This window comes from Novosphingobium sp. BL-A-28-Hi1-0D (assembly GCF_055521755.1).
The window spans coordinates 2,997,938-3,014,239 of record NZ_CM145502.1 but is presented as its reverse complement, the minus strand read 5'-3'; the positions used below and the strand labels follow the sequence as shown (position 1 = coordinate 3,014,239).

Below are 16,302 nucleotides of genomic sequence, written 5' to 3'. Positions count from 1 at the left end.
AGCGGTGCGCGCAAGGTCAGGCTTGCGCCTTCATGGCATCATGCGCGGCAAGCGCCCGTGCGCGGGCCTCGGCGTGGGGCGCGATCTTGCGCACATAGCCCTGCGGCGGAAAGGTGGGATCATGAATCTCGGCGTCCGATAGCCGGCGAAGCTCGGGCACCCACTTGCGGATATAAGCCGCCGCGTCAAACTTCGGCGATTGCGTCAGCGGCGCCATGATCCGCACGAACATGTTGGAATCGACGCCCGTCCCTGCCGTCCACTGCCAGTTCACCGCGTTCGAGCCGTAGTCGGCATCGACCAGCGTGTCCCAGAACCAGCGCTCGCCTTCGCGCCAGTCGATCAGCAGGTGCTTCACGAGGAAGCTCGCCGCGATCATCCGCACGCGGTTGTGCATCCACCCGGTGTGCCACAGCTCGCGCATCCCGGCATCGACGATGGGATAGCCGGTGCGGCCCTGCTGCCAAGCCGCAAGCCCTTCCGGATCATCGCGCCATTGCAGCCGGTCATAGGCCTCGCGCGCGTTCTTCGAGCCGTAGTCGGGGAACTGCACGATCACGTTCTGCGCATAGTCGCGCCAGCCAAGTTCGCTGAGGAACACATCGACCGAACCACCCACGTCGGCGACGCGGTGCCAGATGGTGGCCGGCGAAATCTCGCCGAAATGCAGGTGCGGCGAGAGACGCGAAGTGCCTTCGATCGAAGGCAGGTTGCGACACTGCTCGTAGCGTGCGGCGCGGGCGACAAAGTCATCAAGCCGTTCAAGCGCGCCCGGCTCCCCAGGCGTCCATTCCTCGCGGAAGCCGCCGGCCCAATCGGGCGCAGTGGGCAGGAGCTTCCAGTCGTCCAGCTTGTCGCTCGCCGGCCAATGTTCGGGAGCATCCAGTGTGATCGGCGCCGCAGCCGGATGCGCGGGCGGCATCCGCTCCTTGAGCGCATGCCAGAACGGCGTGAATATCTTGTAGGGCGCGCCGCCGCCGGTCTTCACGGCCCCGGCAGGCGCAAGGTAGTTTCCGTCATGCAGGACTAGCCGCATGGCCTTGTCGACGGCCTTTTCGGCGTTGCGCCACCACGGTTCGTAGTGGTGCAGGGCATGGACCGTGCGCGCGCCGGTCTCGCGGCGGATTGCCGCCAGTTCCTCGTGCACCTTGCCTCGGCGCAGGATCAGCTTCGATCCGACCTTGCGCAGGTCCCTGTCGAGGCTGGCGAGGCTGTGGTGCAGCCACCAGCGCGAAGCTGCGCCCATGCGGCGATGCTTCGGTGTGTCGTCATCGAGGATGTAAACCGGAATGACCGGCCCCTCGGCCGCAGCAGCGAGCAGCGCGGCCTGATCGGCCAGACGCAAGTCGCGGCGGAACCAGACGATGGACGGCTCACCTCCGCTCTCAAGCGACACGCATACCCTTTCTTCACATCGGTGACGCGATAAACTATTGATGAGGAACAAGCATTGCGCTTGCCTCGTTCCATGGAACCGATGATCCAAGCCGCCCCCGAAAGACACCTGCCCCAAAGGGCACGCAGCTGGCGCATTTCGCCGCAGCACGCCCTGATTGCCGCGGCAATCTGCTGGCTGGGGTTCATTGTGGTGACCGTTCTGGTGCTCGGCGGACGCAGCAGCCGCGTGGACAATGCCGGCCTGATGTTCTGGCGACGCGGAGCGGAACTTGCGCCCGCAGGCCCACAATGGCTGCTTGAAGCGGTGCGCGACCTCACCTCGCTCGGCGGCGTACTCCTGCGCAATCTGATCCTCGCAGGCGTGCTCGCCGCCCTGCTGTTCCTGCGCCTGCGCCGCGAGGCCGTGCTGCTGGCGGCAACCGTCGTCGGCGGATGGGTGGTCAATTCGCTGGTGAAGTTTGCGGTCGGACGCCCGCGCCCGCTGATCGTCCCGCACCTTACCGAGGCTGGCGGACAGAGCTTCCCGAGCGGCCACAGCTTCAACTCGGCCGTCGTCTATATCGCCATCGCACTCGCCTTTGCCGCGATGAGCCCAAGACGGGACGTGCGCTGGACGCTGGTGGCGACGGCCATCTTCCTGAGCCTGGCCATCGCGGTCAGCCGGGTCTGGCTCGGCGTGCATTTCCCCACCGATGTCGCGGCGGGCTGGCTTGGCGGCGCAGGCTGGGCCTTCCTCGCCTCGGCCCTGCTCCACCGCCCGGCCAAGGCCGTGGCCGAACAGGCAGGCGACATGCTCGATACGCTGACGCCGCGCGCCTAGCAGGTCTTGAGATCGACCACCGTATTGAAATTCCGGGCCATGGCGGGACCGGTAAAGCGCGCGTCGGCGAAGGTCACCGTGGCCCGGCAACCGGAATGCTCCACTTTCGCGATCGGCATCTGTGACCACGCGAGGAACTTCACTGCCTCAGGCGTTGCGACGGCAGCCTTGCGAACAAGCGGATCGCTCATGTTGTCAGGCACCGGATCGTCGAAGGCCGCAAGACCGCCAAGTCGCAAAAGCGGATCGTAGCGACCGAAGGCGATCATGCCCCTCTCCCGCCAGACCACATCGCGCCGCCAGAACCGCAGTGGTTCGGGCGCAGCGAACACGCGGTCGGGATTGGCATAAGGCGCATCTGCGCGCGGTGCCTCCCACGCCAGCATCGATATGCCGACATTGAGCAGGATAAAGGCTCCGCTGATCACCAGCGAAATGATCGCGATTGCCCCGGCGGCAAAGCGCCGCGCCGCCCATATACCTGCGCCGAGTATGGCCAGCAGCCATGGCGAGACGATGAACAGGCCATCGGCGTGGAACCACTGCTCGCTCCATGGCGACATCAGTTGAACGGCATAGACGGTCTGGAGATCGAGCAGGGGATGCGTGATCGCGCCAAGGTAACTCAGCAGCACCAGCCAGCCCAGGCGTAGCGGTGGTGCACCCTCCACGATCTTCCCGCGAGAGGCCTGCCAGCGATCGAGCAGCCACAGCAACCCCGCCAGCAGCGGCGGCATCACCATCACACCACCGACCAGCCCATGGGTAAACCCGCGATGCATGGCGAGCGGCGCCCACGGCGCCCAACCAAAGAACACGTCGATATCCGGCATATTCGCCGCCAGCACCAGCGCCGCCAGCCCCTTGCGCGTCCTGTGCTTCAGCCCGCTCTCCGCCAGCGCCCACCCGGCAAGGCTATGCGTCAGATTGTCCAAGCGATGACCTCAAACAGAAAGGCCGCAAGGGCACGACCCAAGTCGCATCCTTGCGGCCTTTGAAGGCTTTGGAAAACCCGGCAATCAGACCGGATCGGCAGCCGTTCCGCTGACAGTCCAGGTCTGGCCCTTGCCGAGGAGCTTGGCGAGGTTGGCGTCCTTGCCCTTGCGGGCCTGTTCATCCTGGCCGAGCAGCACGTCTTCGTAGGAAGGACGCGCGTCGTCGTAGATCACGCCCAGCGCCATCGGGAACGGGCCGAACGGCATTTCCACCAGCATGTGCGCCAGCGCGCGGTTCTTGACGTTGTGGACGATCACGCCCGCCGCCTGCCAGTCGCCATCGATCACGTCGACGACCTTGAGGCTCAGCGTCTCCATATCGAGCGCGATGCCCTTCACCCCGCCCGACTTTTCCGAACCGAACAGCATCGGCTCGCCATCGGTCAGCCACAGCTGGTTCTGGTCGGCCACGCCCTTGGCGACGAAATCGTCGAAGCGGTCCTTGTTGTAGACGATGCAGTTCTGGAAGATTTCGACGAAGGCCGCGCCCTTGTGGGCATGGGCCGCCTTGAGCACACCGGGCAGGTTCTTCGACACGTCATAGGCCCGCGCGATGAAGCGCGCGCCCGAACCCAGCGCAAAGGCGCAAGGGAGGGCGGGACGGTCGACCGAACCGAGCGGCGATGTCGGCGAGTTGGTGCCTTCGCGGCTGGTCGGCGAGAACTGGCCCTTGGTCAGGCCGTAGATCTCGTTGTTGAACAGCAGGATCTGCACGTTCACGTTGCGACGCAGGATGTGCATCGTGTGGTTGCCGCCGATCGACATGCCATCGCCATCGCCCGTCACCAGCCAGACATCGAGGTCGGGATTGGCGAGCTTGATGCCGGTGGCAAAGGCAGGCGCGCGGCCGTGGATCGTGTGGAAGCCGTAGCTTTCCACGTAGTACGGGAAGCGGCTCGAGCAGCCGATACCCGATACAAACACGGTGTTCGAAGGATCGGCGCCGATCTCCGGCAGGGTGCGCTGCACCGCCTTGAGGATCGCGTAGTCGCCGCAACCCGGGCACCAGCGCACTTCCTGGTCGGTTTCCCAGTCCTTGAGCGTGGTCTGGACCGCGATCTTGGTCATCTCGTTCATGTTCGTAACCTTTATGCGAGCGCAGCTTCGATCGCGGCTTCGATTTCCGCGATGGTGAAGGGCTGGCCGCTGGTCTTGTTGAGCGGCTGGGCATCGATCAGGAACTGGTCGCGCAGCACCGTCTTGAACTGGCCGGTGTTCATCTCGGGCACCAGCACCTTGTCGTAGGACTTGAGCAGGTCACCCAGGTTCGACGGCATCGGCCAGATGTGGCGGACGTGGACGTGGCTGACGTCGAGGCCCTTGCGGCGGGCGCGGCGGACGGCCTGATAGATCGGGCCATAAGTGCTGCCCCAGCCGACGACCACGAGCTTGCCCGAAGCCTCGCCATGGTTGACTTCCTGCAACGGGATCGAGTTCGCCACGCCTTCGACCTTGGCCTTGCGGGCATCGGTCATGATCTGGTGGCTGGCGGGCGAGTAATCAATGTTGCCGGTGCCGGGGTTCTTCTCGATGCCGCCGATGCGGTGCATCAGGCCGGGGGTGCCGGGCTTGATCCACGGACGCGCGCCCTTTTCGTCGCGCGCGAAGGGCAGCAGTTCGCCGTTGGGGCCGTTCTTCGCTTCGAGGAACGTGACCGGGAACGGCTTGAAGCTTTCAGGGTCCGGCACCTTCCACGGCTCGGCCGCGTTGGCGATGTAGCCGTCGGTCAGGAGCATGACCGGGGTCATGTATTCCACAGCGATGCGGCAGGCCTCGATGGCGACCTCGAAACAGTCCGAAGGGCTGCGCGAGGCGATCACCGGCATCGGCGCGTCACCATTGCGGCCATAGACGGCCTGATAGAGGTCCGACTGCTCGGTCTTGGTCGGAAGGCCCGTCGAGGGGCCGCCGCGCTGCGAGTTGACGATGACCAGCGGCAGCTCGGTCATGATCGCAAGGCCCATCGCCTCGCCCTTGAGCGCAATGCCCGGGCCTGACGACGAGGTCACACCCAGCTGGCCCGCATAGCTTGCGCCGATGGCCGAGGCGATTGCCGCGATCTCGTCTTCCGCCTGGAAGGTGGTGACGCCGTATTCCTTGAGCCGGGCAAGGTTGTGCAGGATCGCCGAGGCGGGCGTGATCGGATAGCCACCGAAGAACATGTGCAGGTCGGCCAGCTGCGCGCCCGCAACCAGACCAAGGCTGATCGCTTCGGCGCCGGTGACGGTGCGGTAAAGCCCTGCTTCGCTCTCCACCGGTGCGATGTGGTACTGCTTGAGCGGGCCCGACAGTTCGGCAGTTTCGCCGTAGGCGTGGCCTGCGTTCAATGCGGCGACGTTGGCTTCGGCCAGAACCGGGTTCTTGGCGAACTTGGCGTTGAGCCAGTCGATCAGCGGCTGCCGGTCACGGTCGAACATCCACAGGGCAAGGCCCAGCGTCCACATGTTCTTGCAGCGCAGCGCTTCCTTGTTGCCAAGGCCGAAGGGCTTCACCGCCTCGAGTGTCAACGCCGAGATATCGAACGCGAGGAGCTGCCACTTTTCGAGGCTGCCGTCCTCAAGCGGATTGACCTCGTACTTGGCCTTCTCGAGGTTGCGCTTGTTGAACTCGCCAGTGTCGGCAATGATCAGGCCGCCGGCCTTCAGCGCGCCGACGTTGGTCTTGAGCGCAGCCGGGTTCATCGCCACGAGCACGTCGGGCTGGTCGCCCGCAGTGTCGATCTCGGTCGAGCCGAAGTTGATCTGGAAGGCAGAGACGCCGAACAGCGTGCCTTGCGGCGCGCGGATTTCCGCCGGAAAGTCCGGGAAAGTGGCAAGATCGTTGCCCGCGAGCGCGGTCGAAAGCGTGAACTGACCGCCGGTCAGCTGCATACCGTCGCCCGAGTCACCGGCAAAGCGCACGACAACCGCTTCGGGAGCCTGCGTTTCCTTGCCGCCCGTCAGCGCGTCCGGTCCATCAACTAGTGTAGCCATATCGTCCTCTGCTGCGCCAGGGATTCTCACCCAGTGCTGACACGCGCCTATGCCCCTCCCGTTCCGTTCGCAAAGAAGAAAATCTGCGCGAGCGGAAAAATCCTTCTGCGCTCTTGATTCCCGATGCGCTTGCCAGTCAAGTTGCAAAAGCCAACTTACCACGGTGTTTATAACGAATCCTGTCAACAGGGCGAGGAACAGTCATGACCGAGCAGAAGACCCATTACGTACGCCCCGATGTCCAGGGCTTCCTGGCGTTCCTCAACGGCACCGATGCCCCGCCGATGAGCCAGCTCGGGCTTGAAGCCGCGCGCGCCAGCTACATTGCCATGGGCCAGCTCGCCGAAGCCGATCCCCGCGAACTGGCCGTGATCCGGGACCTGACCTGCCCCGGACCTGCAGGTGACATTCCGCTGCGGCTCTACGATCTGCGCGAAACCCGCGAGCCCGGCCCTGCCGTCATGTTCTATCACGGGGGCGGATTCGTGATCGGCGATCTCGACAGCCACCACAGCCTCTGCACCGAAATCGCGGCCGAGCTCGACATGCCGGTGATCGCTGTGGACTACCGCCTCGCCCCTGAGCACCCCTTCCCCGCCGCGCCCGACGATTGCGAAGCCGCCTCGCGCTGGGTCGCGGCAAACTCCGCTGCGCTGGGGCGCGAGATCACCGGCCTGATCCCGATGGGCGACAGCGCGGGCGGCAACCTCGCCATCGTCGTCACGCAGGCGCTGGTCGAGGAACCCGCCGCCGTGCCGGTGATCATGCAGGTGCCGATCTATCCCCTCTCGGATGACAAGCCCGACCACCAGTCCTTCCTCGATTTCGCCGAAGGATACCTGCTGACGGCAGACACGATGCAGTGGTTCGGCAATGCCTATCAGGCGGTCACCGGCCACAAGCGCGCCTACCCGATCTACGGCGAGCACTCGACCACGCCGCCAACGGTGCTAGTGACGGCAGGACTCGACCCGATTCGCGATAGCGGACGGGTCTATGGTGCGGAATTGATCCGTGCCGGGGCCGAGGTCGTGTTCCTGGAAATGAAGGGCACGATCCATGGCTTCACCCAGGTGCGCAAGGCTATCCCGAGCGCGCAGGCAGACATGCAGTCCATCTTCAAGGCCGTGAGATTGCTGCTGGAAAGGTTGAAATGACAGACGAATTTGCTGGGCTTCCCTACCGTCCCTGTGTCGGTGTCATGCTTGTGAACAGCGCCGGGCGCGTGTTCGTGGGCAAGCGGATCGACAACAAGGAAGTGAATGGGGACGCCTGGCAGATGCCGCAGGGCGGGATCGACGACGGGGAAGAGCTCCACCCCGCCGCCCTGCGCGAGCTGGCCGAGGAAACCGGCGTCTCGCCCGATCTCGTGACGATCATCGCCGAAAGCCGGGAGGAGCACTTCTACGACCTGCCCGATTTCCTGATGGGCAAGCTGTGGGGCGGCAAGTACCGGGGTCAGCGCCAGAAGTGGCTGCTGATGCGCTTTGGCGGCGAGGATACGGACATCAACCTCGAAGCGCACGAGCATGCCGAGTTCGAGGCGTGGAAGTGGGTCGAGCCCGAATTGCTGCCCGAGCTGATCGTGCCGTTCAAGAAGCGGGTCTATCGCCAGGTGGTCGAGGAATTCCGAGAGTTGATTTGAAGACTAGCGAGGCGCACCCGCGTAGGCGGGGGCCTCAGTCGGTTTCAAAAGAGGTTCCATTACAACACCAAGATCCCCGCCTGCGCGGGGATTCAGTTCGTCTCGACCTTTTCGGTCGGCATGACGGCCTGAGCCGAAACCACTTTCGGCGCAGGGCCGCGCGCGATGGCGGCGGAGAGTTCGGCGGTTTCGGCGCAAGTCTTGCCGCACAGGCCTTCGAGCCGGACGAGGTTGCGGCGGGCCTTTTCCAGCGCGCCCTTCTCCACCATTGCCCCGCCTTCGCCGGAAATGGCGACGACGTTGTTCGGCTCACGCGAAAGGACTTCGCGGTAATAGTGGATCGCCTTGCCCTGCAGGCCCTCGCGGCGGGCCGCGTCAGCCAGAGCCAGCAGCGTGGCGTTGCTGGCCGGATCGATCGCCAGCGCTGCCTCGAAACTGTCTGTCGCCGCAGCGACATCACCCTTGGCCAGCGCGGCGCGGCCGTCCTTGAGCAAGGCTTCGACGCGCGGATCGGAGGATACCGGGTTCTTCGCCACGCCCATGCTTCCGGTCACGCCGACAACCAGCGACAAGGCAAGAGCAAAGGGGGCGTAACGCATCAGCAACTCCTTGGGGTGTCTGGCTTGGCGCAGACCATTACTGAATGAACCATCGTCCATGACGCTTCAGTTAACACGGCGTACGAGCGTTGCGAAGAAAAACCCGTCCGTGCCATCCCCAAAGGGCGTAAGACGGATGCCCTCGCCGCGCGGACGCCCTGCAGGCAGCGGCGGCATCTGCACTTGCCAATACGGGTTGGCGGCAAGGAAGGCGTCGACCCGGTCCGCCCCTTCGGCATCGAGCAGCGAGCATACCACGTAAGTCAGCCGCCCGCCGGGCCGCACCAGCGACGCTCCGATGTTCAGCACATTGGCCTGCATCGCGCAGTATTTGTCGATGGCCTTGGCATCGAGACGCCAGCGCGCTTCGGGATTGCGCCGCCAAGTGCCGGTGCCCGAGCACGGCGCGTCGATCATCACCGCGTCGGCCTTGCCCTGCCAGTCGGCGAGCATCTCGATCTCACGCCCCGGATTGAGCAGGCGCGTTTCGACCAGCACCCCGGCGCGCGCCGCGCGCTCGGGCAGGCGCGACAGGCGGGGACGGTCGATGTCGCAGGCGAGCAGCTTGCCGCGATTGTCCATCGCCGCGCCGAGCGAGAGCGTCTTGCCCCCCGCCCCGGCGCACAGGTCAACCGCCGCCTCGCCCGGCTGCACGCCAAGGGCCATGCAGGCAATCTGGCTGCCCGCATCCTGAACCTCGAACAGCCCTTCGGCAAACTCCGGCCAGCTTTCCGCTGCCGTCCCCGATGGCAGGCGCAACGAGTGCGGGGCGATGGCGAGCTCAGCCTCCACCGGCAGGCGGGCGCGAAGATCATCGCGCGAGGTCTTGAGCGTATTGGCCCTGATATCGAGCGGCGCCCGGCCAAGCAGCGCCGCCTGTTCCTGACCATCAAGGCCTGACGCTGTCAGGCGCTCGACCAGCCAGTCCGGTGCAACGCCCTCTGCAGCAACCGCCTCGCCCGCCTCTATCGGCGCGGGTCCATAGCTGGAACCGTCGAACAGCGCGGAAAGGGCCGCATCGCCCTCCGCCACGCGGAGCATGGCCGCGCGCCCGGAAACCGGCACCTCGCCACAAGCGCGGATTGCGGACCACACCAGTTCGCGAATGGCGCGACGGTCCTTCGAGCCGACATAGCGCCGCGCCCGGAACCAGTCCGCCGCAATCCGGTCCGCCGAAGCCCCCTGCCCCTTCGCCGCCGCAATCACCGCATCAAGCAGGTCGATCGCAGCTTGTACGCGCGCCGAAGGGGTCATTTCAGCCCCTCCCGCAGGCGGGAGGGGTTTGGGGTGGGCAGAGGCCGGAAACGGCGGTCGTCGTCCAGCCCACCCCCGACCCCTCCCGCCTGCGGGAGGGGGGAAATGCGCAAATCAGCCAACCTTGTAGTTCGGCGCCTCGCGGGTGATCGTCACGTCGTGGACGTGACTTTCGCGAAGCCCGGCGTTGGTGATGCGGACGAACTGCGCGCGCTTGCGCAGGTCTTCGATGGTCTTGCTGCCGGTGTAGCCCATCGCGGCCTTTACGCCGCCGACGAGCTGGTGGACCACGTCCTTGGCCGGTCCCTTGTAGGGCACCTGGCCTTCGATGCCTTCGGGCACCAGCTTCATCTGGTCCTTGATGTCCTGCTGGAAGTAGCGGTCGGCCGAGCCGCGCGCCATCGCGCCGACCGAGCCCATGCCGCGATAGGACTTGTAGGCGCGGCCCTGGTAGAGGAACGTTTCGCCCGGAGCCTCTTCGGTGCCTGCCAGCATAGAGCCGATCATCACCGAGCTTGCGCCGGCGGCAAGCGCCTTGGCCGCATCGCCCGAGGTGCGCAGGCCGCCATCGGCGATCACGGGAACGCCCGACTTCTCGGCTTCCTCGGCGCATTCCATCACGGCGGTCAACTGTGGCACGCCAACGCCTGCGACAATGCGCGTGGTGCAGATCGAGCCGGGGCCGATGCCGACCTTCACGCCATCGGCACCTGCGTCGATCAGCGAGCGCGTGGCCTCGGCAGTGGCGACGTTGCCCGCGATCACCTGCACCGAGTTGGACAGCTTCTTGGCCGCTTCGACAGCGCGGGCGACGTCCCGGTTATGGCCGTGCGCCGTGTCGATGATGACCACGTCGCACTCGGCCTCGACCAGCGCCTGCGTGCGAAGCAGTCCCTTTTCGCCAACGGTGGTTGCAGCAGCAACGCGCAGGCGACCGGCGGCGTCCTTGGTTGCATCGGGGAAGGTCACCGCCTTCTCGATGTCCTTGACGGTGATCAGGCCGATGCAATGGAACGCATCATCCACCACCAGCAGTTTCTCGATCCGGCGCTGGTGCAGCAGGCGGCGGGCGTCGTCACCGCTGGCACCGAGCTTCACCGTGGCGAGGTTCTCGTGCGTCATCAGTTCGCGCACGGGCTGCTTGGGGTTGTCGGCGAAGCGCACGTCGCGGTTGGTGAGGATGCCGACGAGCTTGCCCGAGGCCTCGACCACTGGAATGCCGCTGATCTTGTGCTGGCGCATGAGCGCATTCGCCTCACCCAACGGCGCATCGGGCGAAATCGTGATCGGGTTGACGACCATGCCGCTTTCGAAGCGCTTGACCGCGCGGACCGCGGCGCACTGCTCTTCGATCGAAAGGTTGCGGTGAAGGACGCCAATGCCGCCAAGCTGGGCCATGACGATGGCCATGTCGGCTTCGGTCACGGTATCCATCGCCGAGGACAGGACCGGGATGTTGAGGCCGATGCCCTTGGTCAGTCGCGTGCGCGTATCGGCCATCGAAGGCACGATGTCCGACTCGGCAGGACGCAGCAGCACGTCATCGAAGGTAAGGCCGAGAGGGATGTCCATGATGCGCGCCACTTCTGTGAGGTCCGGTAGATTCGTGGCGGCCCATGTAAACAGGAAGGTGCGGATGCGCTAGGGGGTATTCGGACGCTTTGGTGGCGCGGTTCCCGACCTGCCCGGATAGCGTTTCGGATCGGCAAAGGCGCGGACCAGTTCCACCTGCAGGTTCACGTCATCTGCCATACCGGCATAGTCAATCGGCTCTCCCGGCTGGTCGCTCGGCCGGTGGTAGGTGTCCTCCATGAAACGCTCGATGCGGTCCATGTCGCCATAGGAATTGCTGACCATGACCGTGGGCACATCGTGCTGCATCAGGATCCAGCTGTCCTGCCGCCGAATGTAGGCGTTGGGTCCGTCCCCCGTCGCCAGCTTGCGCTTCATGCGTTTCACAACATCGGCGATCAGCGGGTCGAGCGGAGTCAGCCCCTTGCCGACGACGCCAATCGGACCACCCGGCGCGACAAGTCCGGTGCTGTCGACATTGAAGGCGGCAACGAAACGGTCGAGCGGGATCGGCGGATTTTCGGCAAAGGCCATGGCGCCCAGCAGGCCCAGCTCTTCCCCGGTCGTGGCGAGGAAATAGACGTCGCGCTCCATCGGCCGCCCGCGCGAGAGGATGCGCGCTGTCTCGGTCAGCACGGCAAGGCCCGAGGCATTGTCGATCGCGCCGTTGCAGATGATATCTTCGGCAGGCGCCGCACCGCATTCACCAAAGTGGTCCCAATGCGCCATCATCAGCACCGCGCCTGCCGCCGGATTGCGCCCTTCGAGCTTGCCGATGAGGTTGTGCGTCTTGATGCGCGTCTCGCGGCTGGTCGCCTCGAACGTGCCTGTCAGGCCAAGCGGATAGGGGGCAAAGCCGGGCGCTGCGGCATCATCGCGCAACCGGGCAACGGTGGGGCGGGTCGTTCCGGCAAGCATCAGGTCAGCCGTTGCAGGGGAGACGAAGGCCTCGATCTCGCTGCCGATCGTCTCGCCTGACACGGCATAGCCAGCGCGGCGGCGGCGGGCGATAACGTCCTCCAGCCCGCGCTGGTCATCAAGCACCGTCAGCACGGCGAGTGCGCCTGCGTCGAGCAGCTTGCCTGCCCGGTCGCCCACCGTGGCAGGGTCGGCACCCACGGGGAGACTGTCGAGCATGACGGCAACGCGCCCGGCCAGTTCGGCGCGAGGCAGTGCCGGAGTCGCCGCGTGGCCCACGAACAGCAGCGGCGCGTCCTGCACGAGACTGCGCAAGCCCGAGGTTACCACAAACACGCTATCGGCAGGCAGGTTCACCCGCTTGCGCCCGCGCATGAAGCTCGCACGCGAAAGAACCGGCTCGCGTTCGACCAGTTCGACCGGCGCGAACCAACCACTACCGGGGATGTTGGTGCCCGCCTCCATGCCGATGTCGAACCACTGGCGCGCAAGATAGCGCAGCGTCTTGGTCTCGCCCTCGGTGCCGGGTTCGCGCCCGTCAAAGTCGTCGCTCGCCAGCGTTTCGACGTGGGTGCGCAGGGTTTGTTCCAGCGGACTGGGCTTGCGAGGAGCAGGCCTGGCGGCGACGAGCATGAGCGCGCCGAGGACCAGGGCCCCCGTCATCGCAGTCCGCAAGCCCCCCAAACGCTTCATCGCCGTCCTCAAACGCTTCGTCGCAGACCCTTGCTCTCAAAAGCGCGAGCGCAGCGCAAGTTCCCATTTGAGCGGGCGCGCATGAACAGAAGTTTACGCAGCAGCTTGGGGGCCAACCTTATTGCGCCACCCAGCCTCCATCGACGTTGTAGTTCGCGCCGGTAATGTTGCGTGCCGCATCCCGGCACAGGAACACCGCAAGCGCCGCCAGCTCGTCAGGCTGAACGAACTGCTTGCTCGGCTGGCGCTCCAGCATCACGTCGTTGATCACCTGCTCGCGCGTCATGTTCCGCGCCTTCATCGTGTCGGGGATCTGGTTCTCGACCAGCGGCGTCCAGACATAGCCGGGGCTGATGCAGTTGGCGGTAACGCCATGGGTTGCGAGTTCCAGCGCCAGCGTCTTGGTAAGGCCGGCAATGCCGTGCTTGGCCGACACGTATGCCGCCTTGAATGGCGAGGCAGTGAGCGAGTGGGCCGAAGCGGTGAACAGGATGCGTCCCCAGCCCTTGGCCTTCATCCCCGGAATGCAAAGGCGGCAGGCATCAAATGCAGAGGTGAGATTGAGCGCGATGATCGCGTCCCACTTGTCGACCGGGAAGTCCTCGACCGGGGCGACGTGCTGCATCCCGGCATTGTTGATCAGGATGTCCACCGCGCCAAACTCTGCAAGGGCGGTTGCCACCATCGCTTCAGTGCCCTCGCGCCTGGTCAGGTCGCCTGCCGCAAAGATCGCTCGGCCTCCGCTGATTGCAGCCAGTTCAGCGCAGATTGCGTCGATCTGGTCGGCATCGCCGAAGCCGTTGAGCACCACGTTCGCGCCCTCTGCTGCCAGCGCCCGTGCATAGGCGAGGCCGATGCCCGAGGTGGAGCCGGTCACGAGCGCGCACTTGCCCTTCAGGAACATTCGATTACTCCGGGGTTTCTGGATGGATTGTTCGCTCTGGCATTGCGGGCGCTGCCCCGCTTGTCCAGTCGCAATTTCAAAAAGGGTGAAGCTATGCGGCTCGACGATTTCGACAATTCCATCAACGTCGAAGACCAGCGCGGTGGGGGCGGTTTCCCGCTCGGCGGCGGGGGCAAGGTCGGCTGCGGCTCGATCGTGATCGCGCTGATCGCGGCGGTTGTCTTCGGGGTGGACCCGATGCAGATGCTCGGCTCGATGCAGCAGGGACAAGTCTCGGCACCGGTCGAACAGCAGGGAGGCGCGTCGGTGGCCGAAAGCTGCACGGTCAACGAATTCAGCAAGGAAAGCTGCAACGCGCTGTCATCGCTCAACAAGACCTGGGGGCCGCTGTTCAAGCAGGCCAACATTCCCTTCGAGGCACCCAAGCTGGTGTTCTATGCGCAGAACGGCAATTCCGGCTGCGGCGCGGCGCAGAGTGCGATGGGGCCGTTCTATTGCCCTAGCGACGGCGGCATCTACATCGACACCGACTTCTACAGCGAAATGGACCGCCAGATGGGCGCAGGCGGTGATTTCGCACGCGTCTATGTGATGGCGCACGAATACGGCCACCATATCCAGAACCTGCTCGGCACGTCAGACAAGGTGCGCCAGTTGCAGCAGCGCAGCCCGAGCCAGGCCAACCGCTACTCGGTTGCGCTGGAACTGCAGGCGGATTGCTACGCAGGCGTCTGGGCGGGCCGCAACCGTGACCGCATCGAGGCGGGCGACATCGAGGAAGGCATGCGCGCCGCGCACCAGATCGGCGACGATACGCTGATGAAGGCTGCGGGCCGCCGTCCGGTGGAAGATGCCTTCACGCATGGCAGCGCGGCGCAGCGGATGCAGTGGCTGCGCAAGGGTCTGGAGACAGCCGACGAGGACCAGTGCGACACTTTTGCCGCGCTCTGACCGCAGTCGTTAACAATAATTCACGGAACCGAAAGGTCCCCTGTGGCTTCATCCGCTAAACAGGGGAAGAAATATGAAGTTCACCAAGGCCCTTCGGTTCGCAACGATACTGCCTTGCACGCTCGCTGTCGCCTTTCCTCTTTCCGCACAGACTGCGGTGTCTGAGGAAAAGGTGACGGCGGGCGATGTGGTTACAAAGCCTTTGTCGGACTTCAACATCAAGAAGGACGAAGTGCCCGAGGTCCTCGTCGCTGCGCGGCAGAAGCCCTATGCACTGACCGGCCTGAAGAAGTGTCCGGCTATTGCGGCGGAAGTCGCGAAGCTCGATGCGGTCCTGGGGGACGACATCGACGTTGCCCGAGACGATGGCAATTCGACGATCAGCATGGGCAATATCGCCAAGTCGCTAGTTGGCTCTCTTATTCCCTTCGGTGGCGTGATCCGCGAGATCAGCGGGGCCAATGCCCAGCAGCGCAAATGGAACGAAGCGATCTACGCAGGGTCCGTCCGCCGCGCTTTCCTGAAGGGCGTGGGCGAGCAGCGCGGCTGCAAGTACCCCGCCCGCTCGGCCACGCCGAAGGACGTCTCCGCCCTGTGGGCCGCGCGCGACGCGGCAGAGAGCAAGGGCAACGCCGCGAAGAAGGGCGAAGACAAGAAGGACGAGGACAAGAAGGACGGCAAGGGCAAGAAGGACAGCAAGTCCGAGCCGACCCGCTTCGAAAGCAGGCCGGTCGTCCAGCGCACACCCTAAGGGCTGAGATCAGCCCTTCGCCTTCAGCTTGGCCATCTCGGCATCAAGCTCTTCAAGGACCTGCTTGCGGATCGAATCGGAGAGCGACTTGTCCCGGGCGATTTCCTCGCGCGCCTCGCGGATCCCCTTGAGGGCTTCGGCCATGGCGTGCTTTTCGATCTCGGCTTCCGTGCCGCAAGTGCGGATGCGCACGCGGGTGACCTTGCCGTCGCGCTCTTCGGAGGTATCGACATCCGAAAGCATGGCCTTGCCCTTGCAGCGATCTCCGGTTTCCGTGACGATGTCGGTGACGCCGTTGTTCTCGCCATCGATCACGATCACGCGCTGCTGCATCCTGCGCTCACCCTTACCCGCCATGGGCGGCACCGGAGGTACGGGAGGAATACCGGACTCGGCGCGTGCGATCTTCGCCTCGACATCGGCATCGGACATCGCCTTGTCGCTCTTGAACACGAAGGTCTTGCCATCGCGGGTGACGGTGCGCACGTATTCCTGACCATCCGATCCGCCATGCTTTTCGACGATGACGATCTGGTGCGCCATGCCCGGTTCGGGGGGCGCAGGAGGGACAGGCGGTGCCGGAGGAGCGGGTGGCGCTGGTGGTGCTGGCGGCGGTGGCGGCATGTCCGTCATGCCTTGCGCCATGGCTCCGGCCGCCGTGACGACCAGCGCAGCACCGGCAATCAGCGCCACCTTCGAATGCTTCCAACCGTTCTTCATCGAACTGCCTCCCCAGGCGGCCCATTTCGAAGGGCCCAAAATGACTGATGCCGAGGTATCACACCCCGGCATCACATCATTTCATCATCGACGAACCGCCAGTCCCGATG

15 protein-coding genes are annotated in these 16,302 nt (G+C 65.0%); 5 read left to right on the top strand and 10 right to left on the bottom strand.

The features are described from left to right. Positions 1-16: 16 nt before the first annotated feature. The gene (locus ACZ1JW_RS14585; RefSeq protein ID WP_465141098.1) at positions 17-1,396 is read right to left on the bottom strand and encodes a cryptochrome/photolyase family protein; all 1,380 of its coding nucleotides are present in this window, start codon (positions 1,394-1,396) and stop codon (positions 17-19) included. Positions 1,397-1,468: 72 nt separating this feature from the next. Between ACZ1JW_RS14585 and ACZ1JW_RS14580 the strand changes: the two genes are divergently transcribed. Beyond that, positions 1,469-2,218: a phosphatase PAP2 family protein gene (locus ACZ1JW_RS14580; RefSeq protein WP_465126076.1), complete on the top strand. Its 750-nt coding sequence runs from the start codon at positions 1,469-1,471 to the stop codon at positions 2,216-2,218. Here the strand turns inward: ACZ1JW_RS14580 and ACZ1JW_RS14575 are convergent. The 3 genes from ACZ1JW_RS14575 to ACZ1JW_RS14565 all read right to left on the bottom strand — a co-directional run bounded on the left by ACZ1JW_RS14575 (position 2,215) and on the right by ACZ1JW_RS14565 (position 6,185). Continuing rightward, positions 2,215-3,153, bottom strand: a complete 939-nt coding sequence (locus ACZ1JW_RS14575) for a metal-dependent hydrolase (protein ID WP_465141097.1) — start codon at positions 3,151-3,153, stop codon at positions 2,215-2,217. The two genes, ACZ1JW_RS14580 and ACZ1JW_RS14575, sit on opposite strands and share 4 nt — an antisense overlap. An 84-nt stretch (positions 3,154-3,237) precedes the next feature. Beyond that, complete coding sequence (locus ACZ1JW_RS14570) at positions 3,238-4,290, bottom strand: 2-oxoacid:ferredoxin oxidoreductase subunit beta (RefSeq protein ID WP_465141096.1); 1,053 nt, start codon at positions 4,288-4,290, stop codon at positions 3,238-3,240. A gap of 11 nt (positions 4,291-4,301) precedes the next feature. Beyond that, positions 4,302-6,185 (bottom strand): 2-oxoacid:acceptor oxidoreductase subunit alpha, encoded by a 1,884-nt coding sequence (locus ACZ1JW_RS14565; protein ID WP_465126079.1) that lies wholly within the window; start codon positions 6,183-6,185, stop codon positions 4,302-4,304. Between the two features lie 203 nt (positions 6,186-6,388). Between ACZ1JW_RS14565 and ACZ1JW_RS14560 the strand changes: the two genes are divergently transcribed. After that, positions 6,389-7,342, top strand: coding sequence for an alpha/beta hydrolase (locus ACZ1JW_RS14560; protein ID WP_465141095.1), 954 nt, complete (start codon positions 6,389-6,391; stop codon positions 7,340-7,342). Further along, entirely contained in the window at positions 7,339-7,830 is a 492-nt protein-coding gene (locus ACZ1JW_RS14555) for an RNA pyrophosphohydrolase (protein WP_465141094.1), read from the top strand. The genes ACZ1JW_RS14560 and ACZ1JW_RS14555 overlap by 4 nt, the downstream gene beginning before the upstream one ends. 92 nt (positions 7,831-7,922) lie before the next feature. Here the strand turns inward: ACZ1JW_RS14555 and ACZ1JW_RS14550 are convergent, their stop codons facing one another. The 5 genes from ACZ1JW_RS14550 to ACZ1JW_RS14530 all read right to left on the bottom strand — a co-directional run bounded on the left by ACZ1JW_RS14550 (position 7,923) and on the right by ACZ1JW_RS14530 (position 13,770). After that, complete coding sequence (locus ACZ1JW_RS14550; RefSeq protein ID WP_465141093.1) at positions 7,923-8,429, bottom strand: tetratricopeptide repeat protein; 507 nt, start codon at positions 8,427-8,429, stop codon at positions 7,923-7,925. Positions 8,430-8,495: 66 nt separating this feature from the next. Continuing rightward, entirely contained in the window at positions 8,496-9,683 is a 1,188-nt protein-coding gene (locus ACZ1JW_RS14545) for an RsmB/NOP family class I SAM-dependent RNA methyltransferase (RefSeq protein WP_465141092.1), read from the bottom strand. 114 nt (positions 9,684-9,797) lie between these two features. Beyond that, the gene (guaB, locus tag ACZ1JW_RS14540; protein WP_465141091.1) at positions 9,798-11,255 is read right to left on the bottom strand and encodes an IMP dehydrogenase; all 1,458 of its coding nucleotides are present in this window, start codon (positions 11,253-11,255) and stop codon (positions 9,798-9,800) included. Positions 11,256-11,324: 69 nt separating this feature from the next. Beyond that, on the bottom strand, positions 11,325-12,836 hold the full coding sequence (locus ACZ1JW_RS14535; protein ID WP_465141090.1) for a M28 family metallopeptidase: 1,512 nt from the start codon (positions 12,834-12,836) through the stop codon (positions 11,325-11,327). A 148-nt stretch (positions 12,837-12,984) separates the two neighbouring features. Beyond that, entirely contained in the window at positions 12,985-13,770 is a 786-nt protein-coding gene (locus ACZ1JW_RS14530) for a 3-hydroxybutyrate dehydrogenase (protein ID WP_465141089.1), read from the bottom strand. Between the two features lie 93 nt (positions 13,771-13,863). Here ACZ1JW_RS14530 and ypfJ point away from each other — a divergent pair, with 93 nt between their 5' ends. Together ypfJ and ACZ1JW_RS14520 are read left to right on the top strand one after the other, a co-directional pair. After that, the gene (ypfJ, locus tag ACZ1JW_RS14525) at positions 13,864-14,721 is read left to right on the top strand and encodes a KPN_02809 family neutral zinc metallopeptidase (protein WP_465141088.1); all 858 of its coding nucleotides are present in this window, start codon (positions 13,864-13,866) and stop codon (positions 14,719-14,721) included. A gap of 157 nt (positions 14,722-14,878) precedes the next feature. Then, a complete protein-coding gene (locus ACZ1JW_RS14520) occupies positions 14,879-15,472 on the top strand; it encodes a hypothetical protein (RefSeq protein WP_465141087.1) in 594 nt (197 codons plus the stop codon). Between the two features lie 9 nt (positions 15,473-15,481). Here ACZ1JW_RS14520 and ACZ1JW_RS14515 read toward each other — a convergent pair whose 3' ends face one another. Next, a complete protein-coding gene (locus ACZ1JW_RS14515) occupies positions 15,482-16,192 on the bottom strand; it encodes a hypothetical protein (RefSeq protein WP_465141086.1) in 711 nt (236 codons plus the stop codon). Positions 16,193-16,302: the final 110 nt, after the last annotated feature.

Coding starts and splice junctions, on each gene's coding strand:
- ACZ1JW_RS14580 (WP_465126076.1), top strand. CDS start 1,469: ATGGAACCGATGATCCAAGCCGCCCCCGAAAGACACCTGCCCCAAAGG.
- ACZ1JW_RS14570 (WP_465141096.1), bottom strand. CDS start 4,290: ATGAACGAGATGACCAAGATCGCGGTCCAGACCACGCTCAAGGACTGG.
- ACZ1JW_RS14565 (WP_465126079.1), bottom strand. CDS start 6,185: ATGGCTACACTAGTTGATGGACCGGACGCGCTGACGGGCGGCAAGGAA.
- ACZ1JW_RS14560 (WP_465141095.1), top strand. CDS start 6,389: ATGACCGAGCAGAAGACCCATTACGTACGCCCCGATGTCCAGGGCTTC.
- ACZ1JW_RS14555 (WP_465141094.1), top strand. CDS start 7,339: ATGACAGACGAATTTGCTGGGCTTCCCTACCGTCCCTGTGTCGGTGTC.
- ACZ1JW_RS14550 (WP_465141093.1), bottom strand. CDS start 8,429: ATGCGTTACGCCCCCTTTGCTCTTGCCTTGTCGCTGGTTGTCGGCGTG.
- ACZ1JW_RS14545 (WP_465141092.1), bottom strand. CDS start 9,683: ATGACCCCTTCGGCGCGCGTACAAGCTGCGATCGACCTGCTTGATGCG.
- guaB (WP_465141091.1), bottom strand. CDS start 11,255: ATGGACATCCCTCTCGGCCTTACCTTCGATGACGTGCTGCTGCGTCCT.
- ACZ1JW_RS14535 (WP_465141090.1), bottom strand. CDS start 12,836: ATGACGGGGGCCCTGGTCCTCGGCGCGCTCATGCTCGTCGCCGCCAGG.
- ACZ1JW_RS14530 (WP_465141089.1), bottom strand. CDS start 13,770: ATGTTCCTGAAGGGCAAGTGCGCGCTCGTGACCGGCTCCACCTCGGGC.
- ypfJ (WP_465141088.1), top strand. CDS start 13,864: ATGCGGCTCGACGATTTCGACAATTCCATCAACGTCGAAGACCAGCGC.
- ACZ1JW_RS14515 (WP_465141086.1), bottom strand. CDS start 16,192: ATGAAGAACGGTTGGAAGCATTCGAAGGTGGCGCTGATTGCCGGTGCT.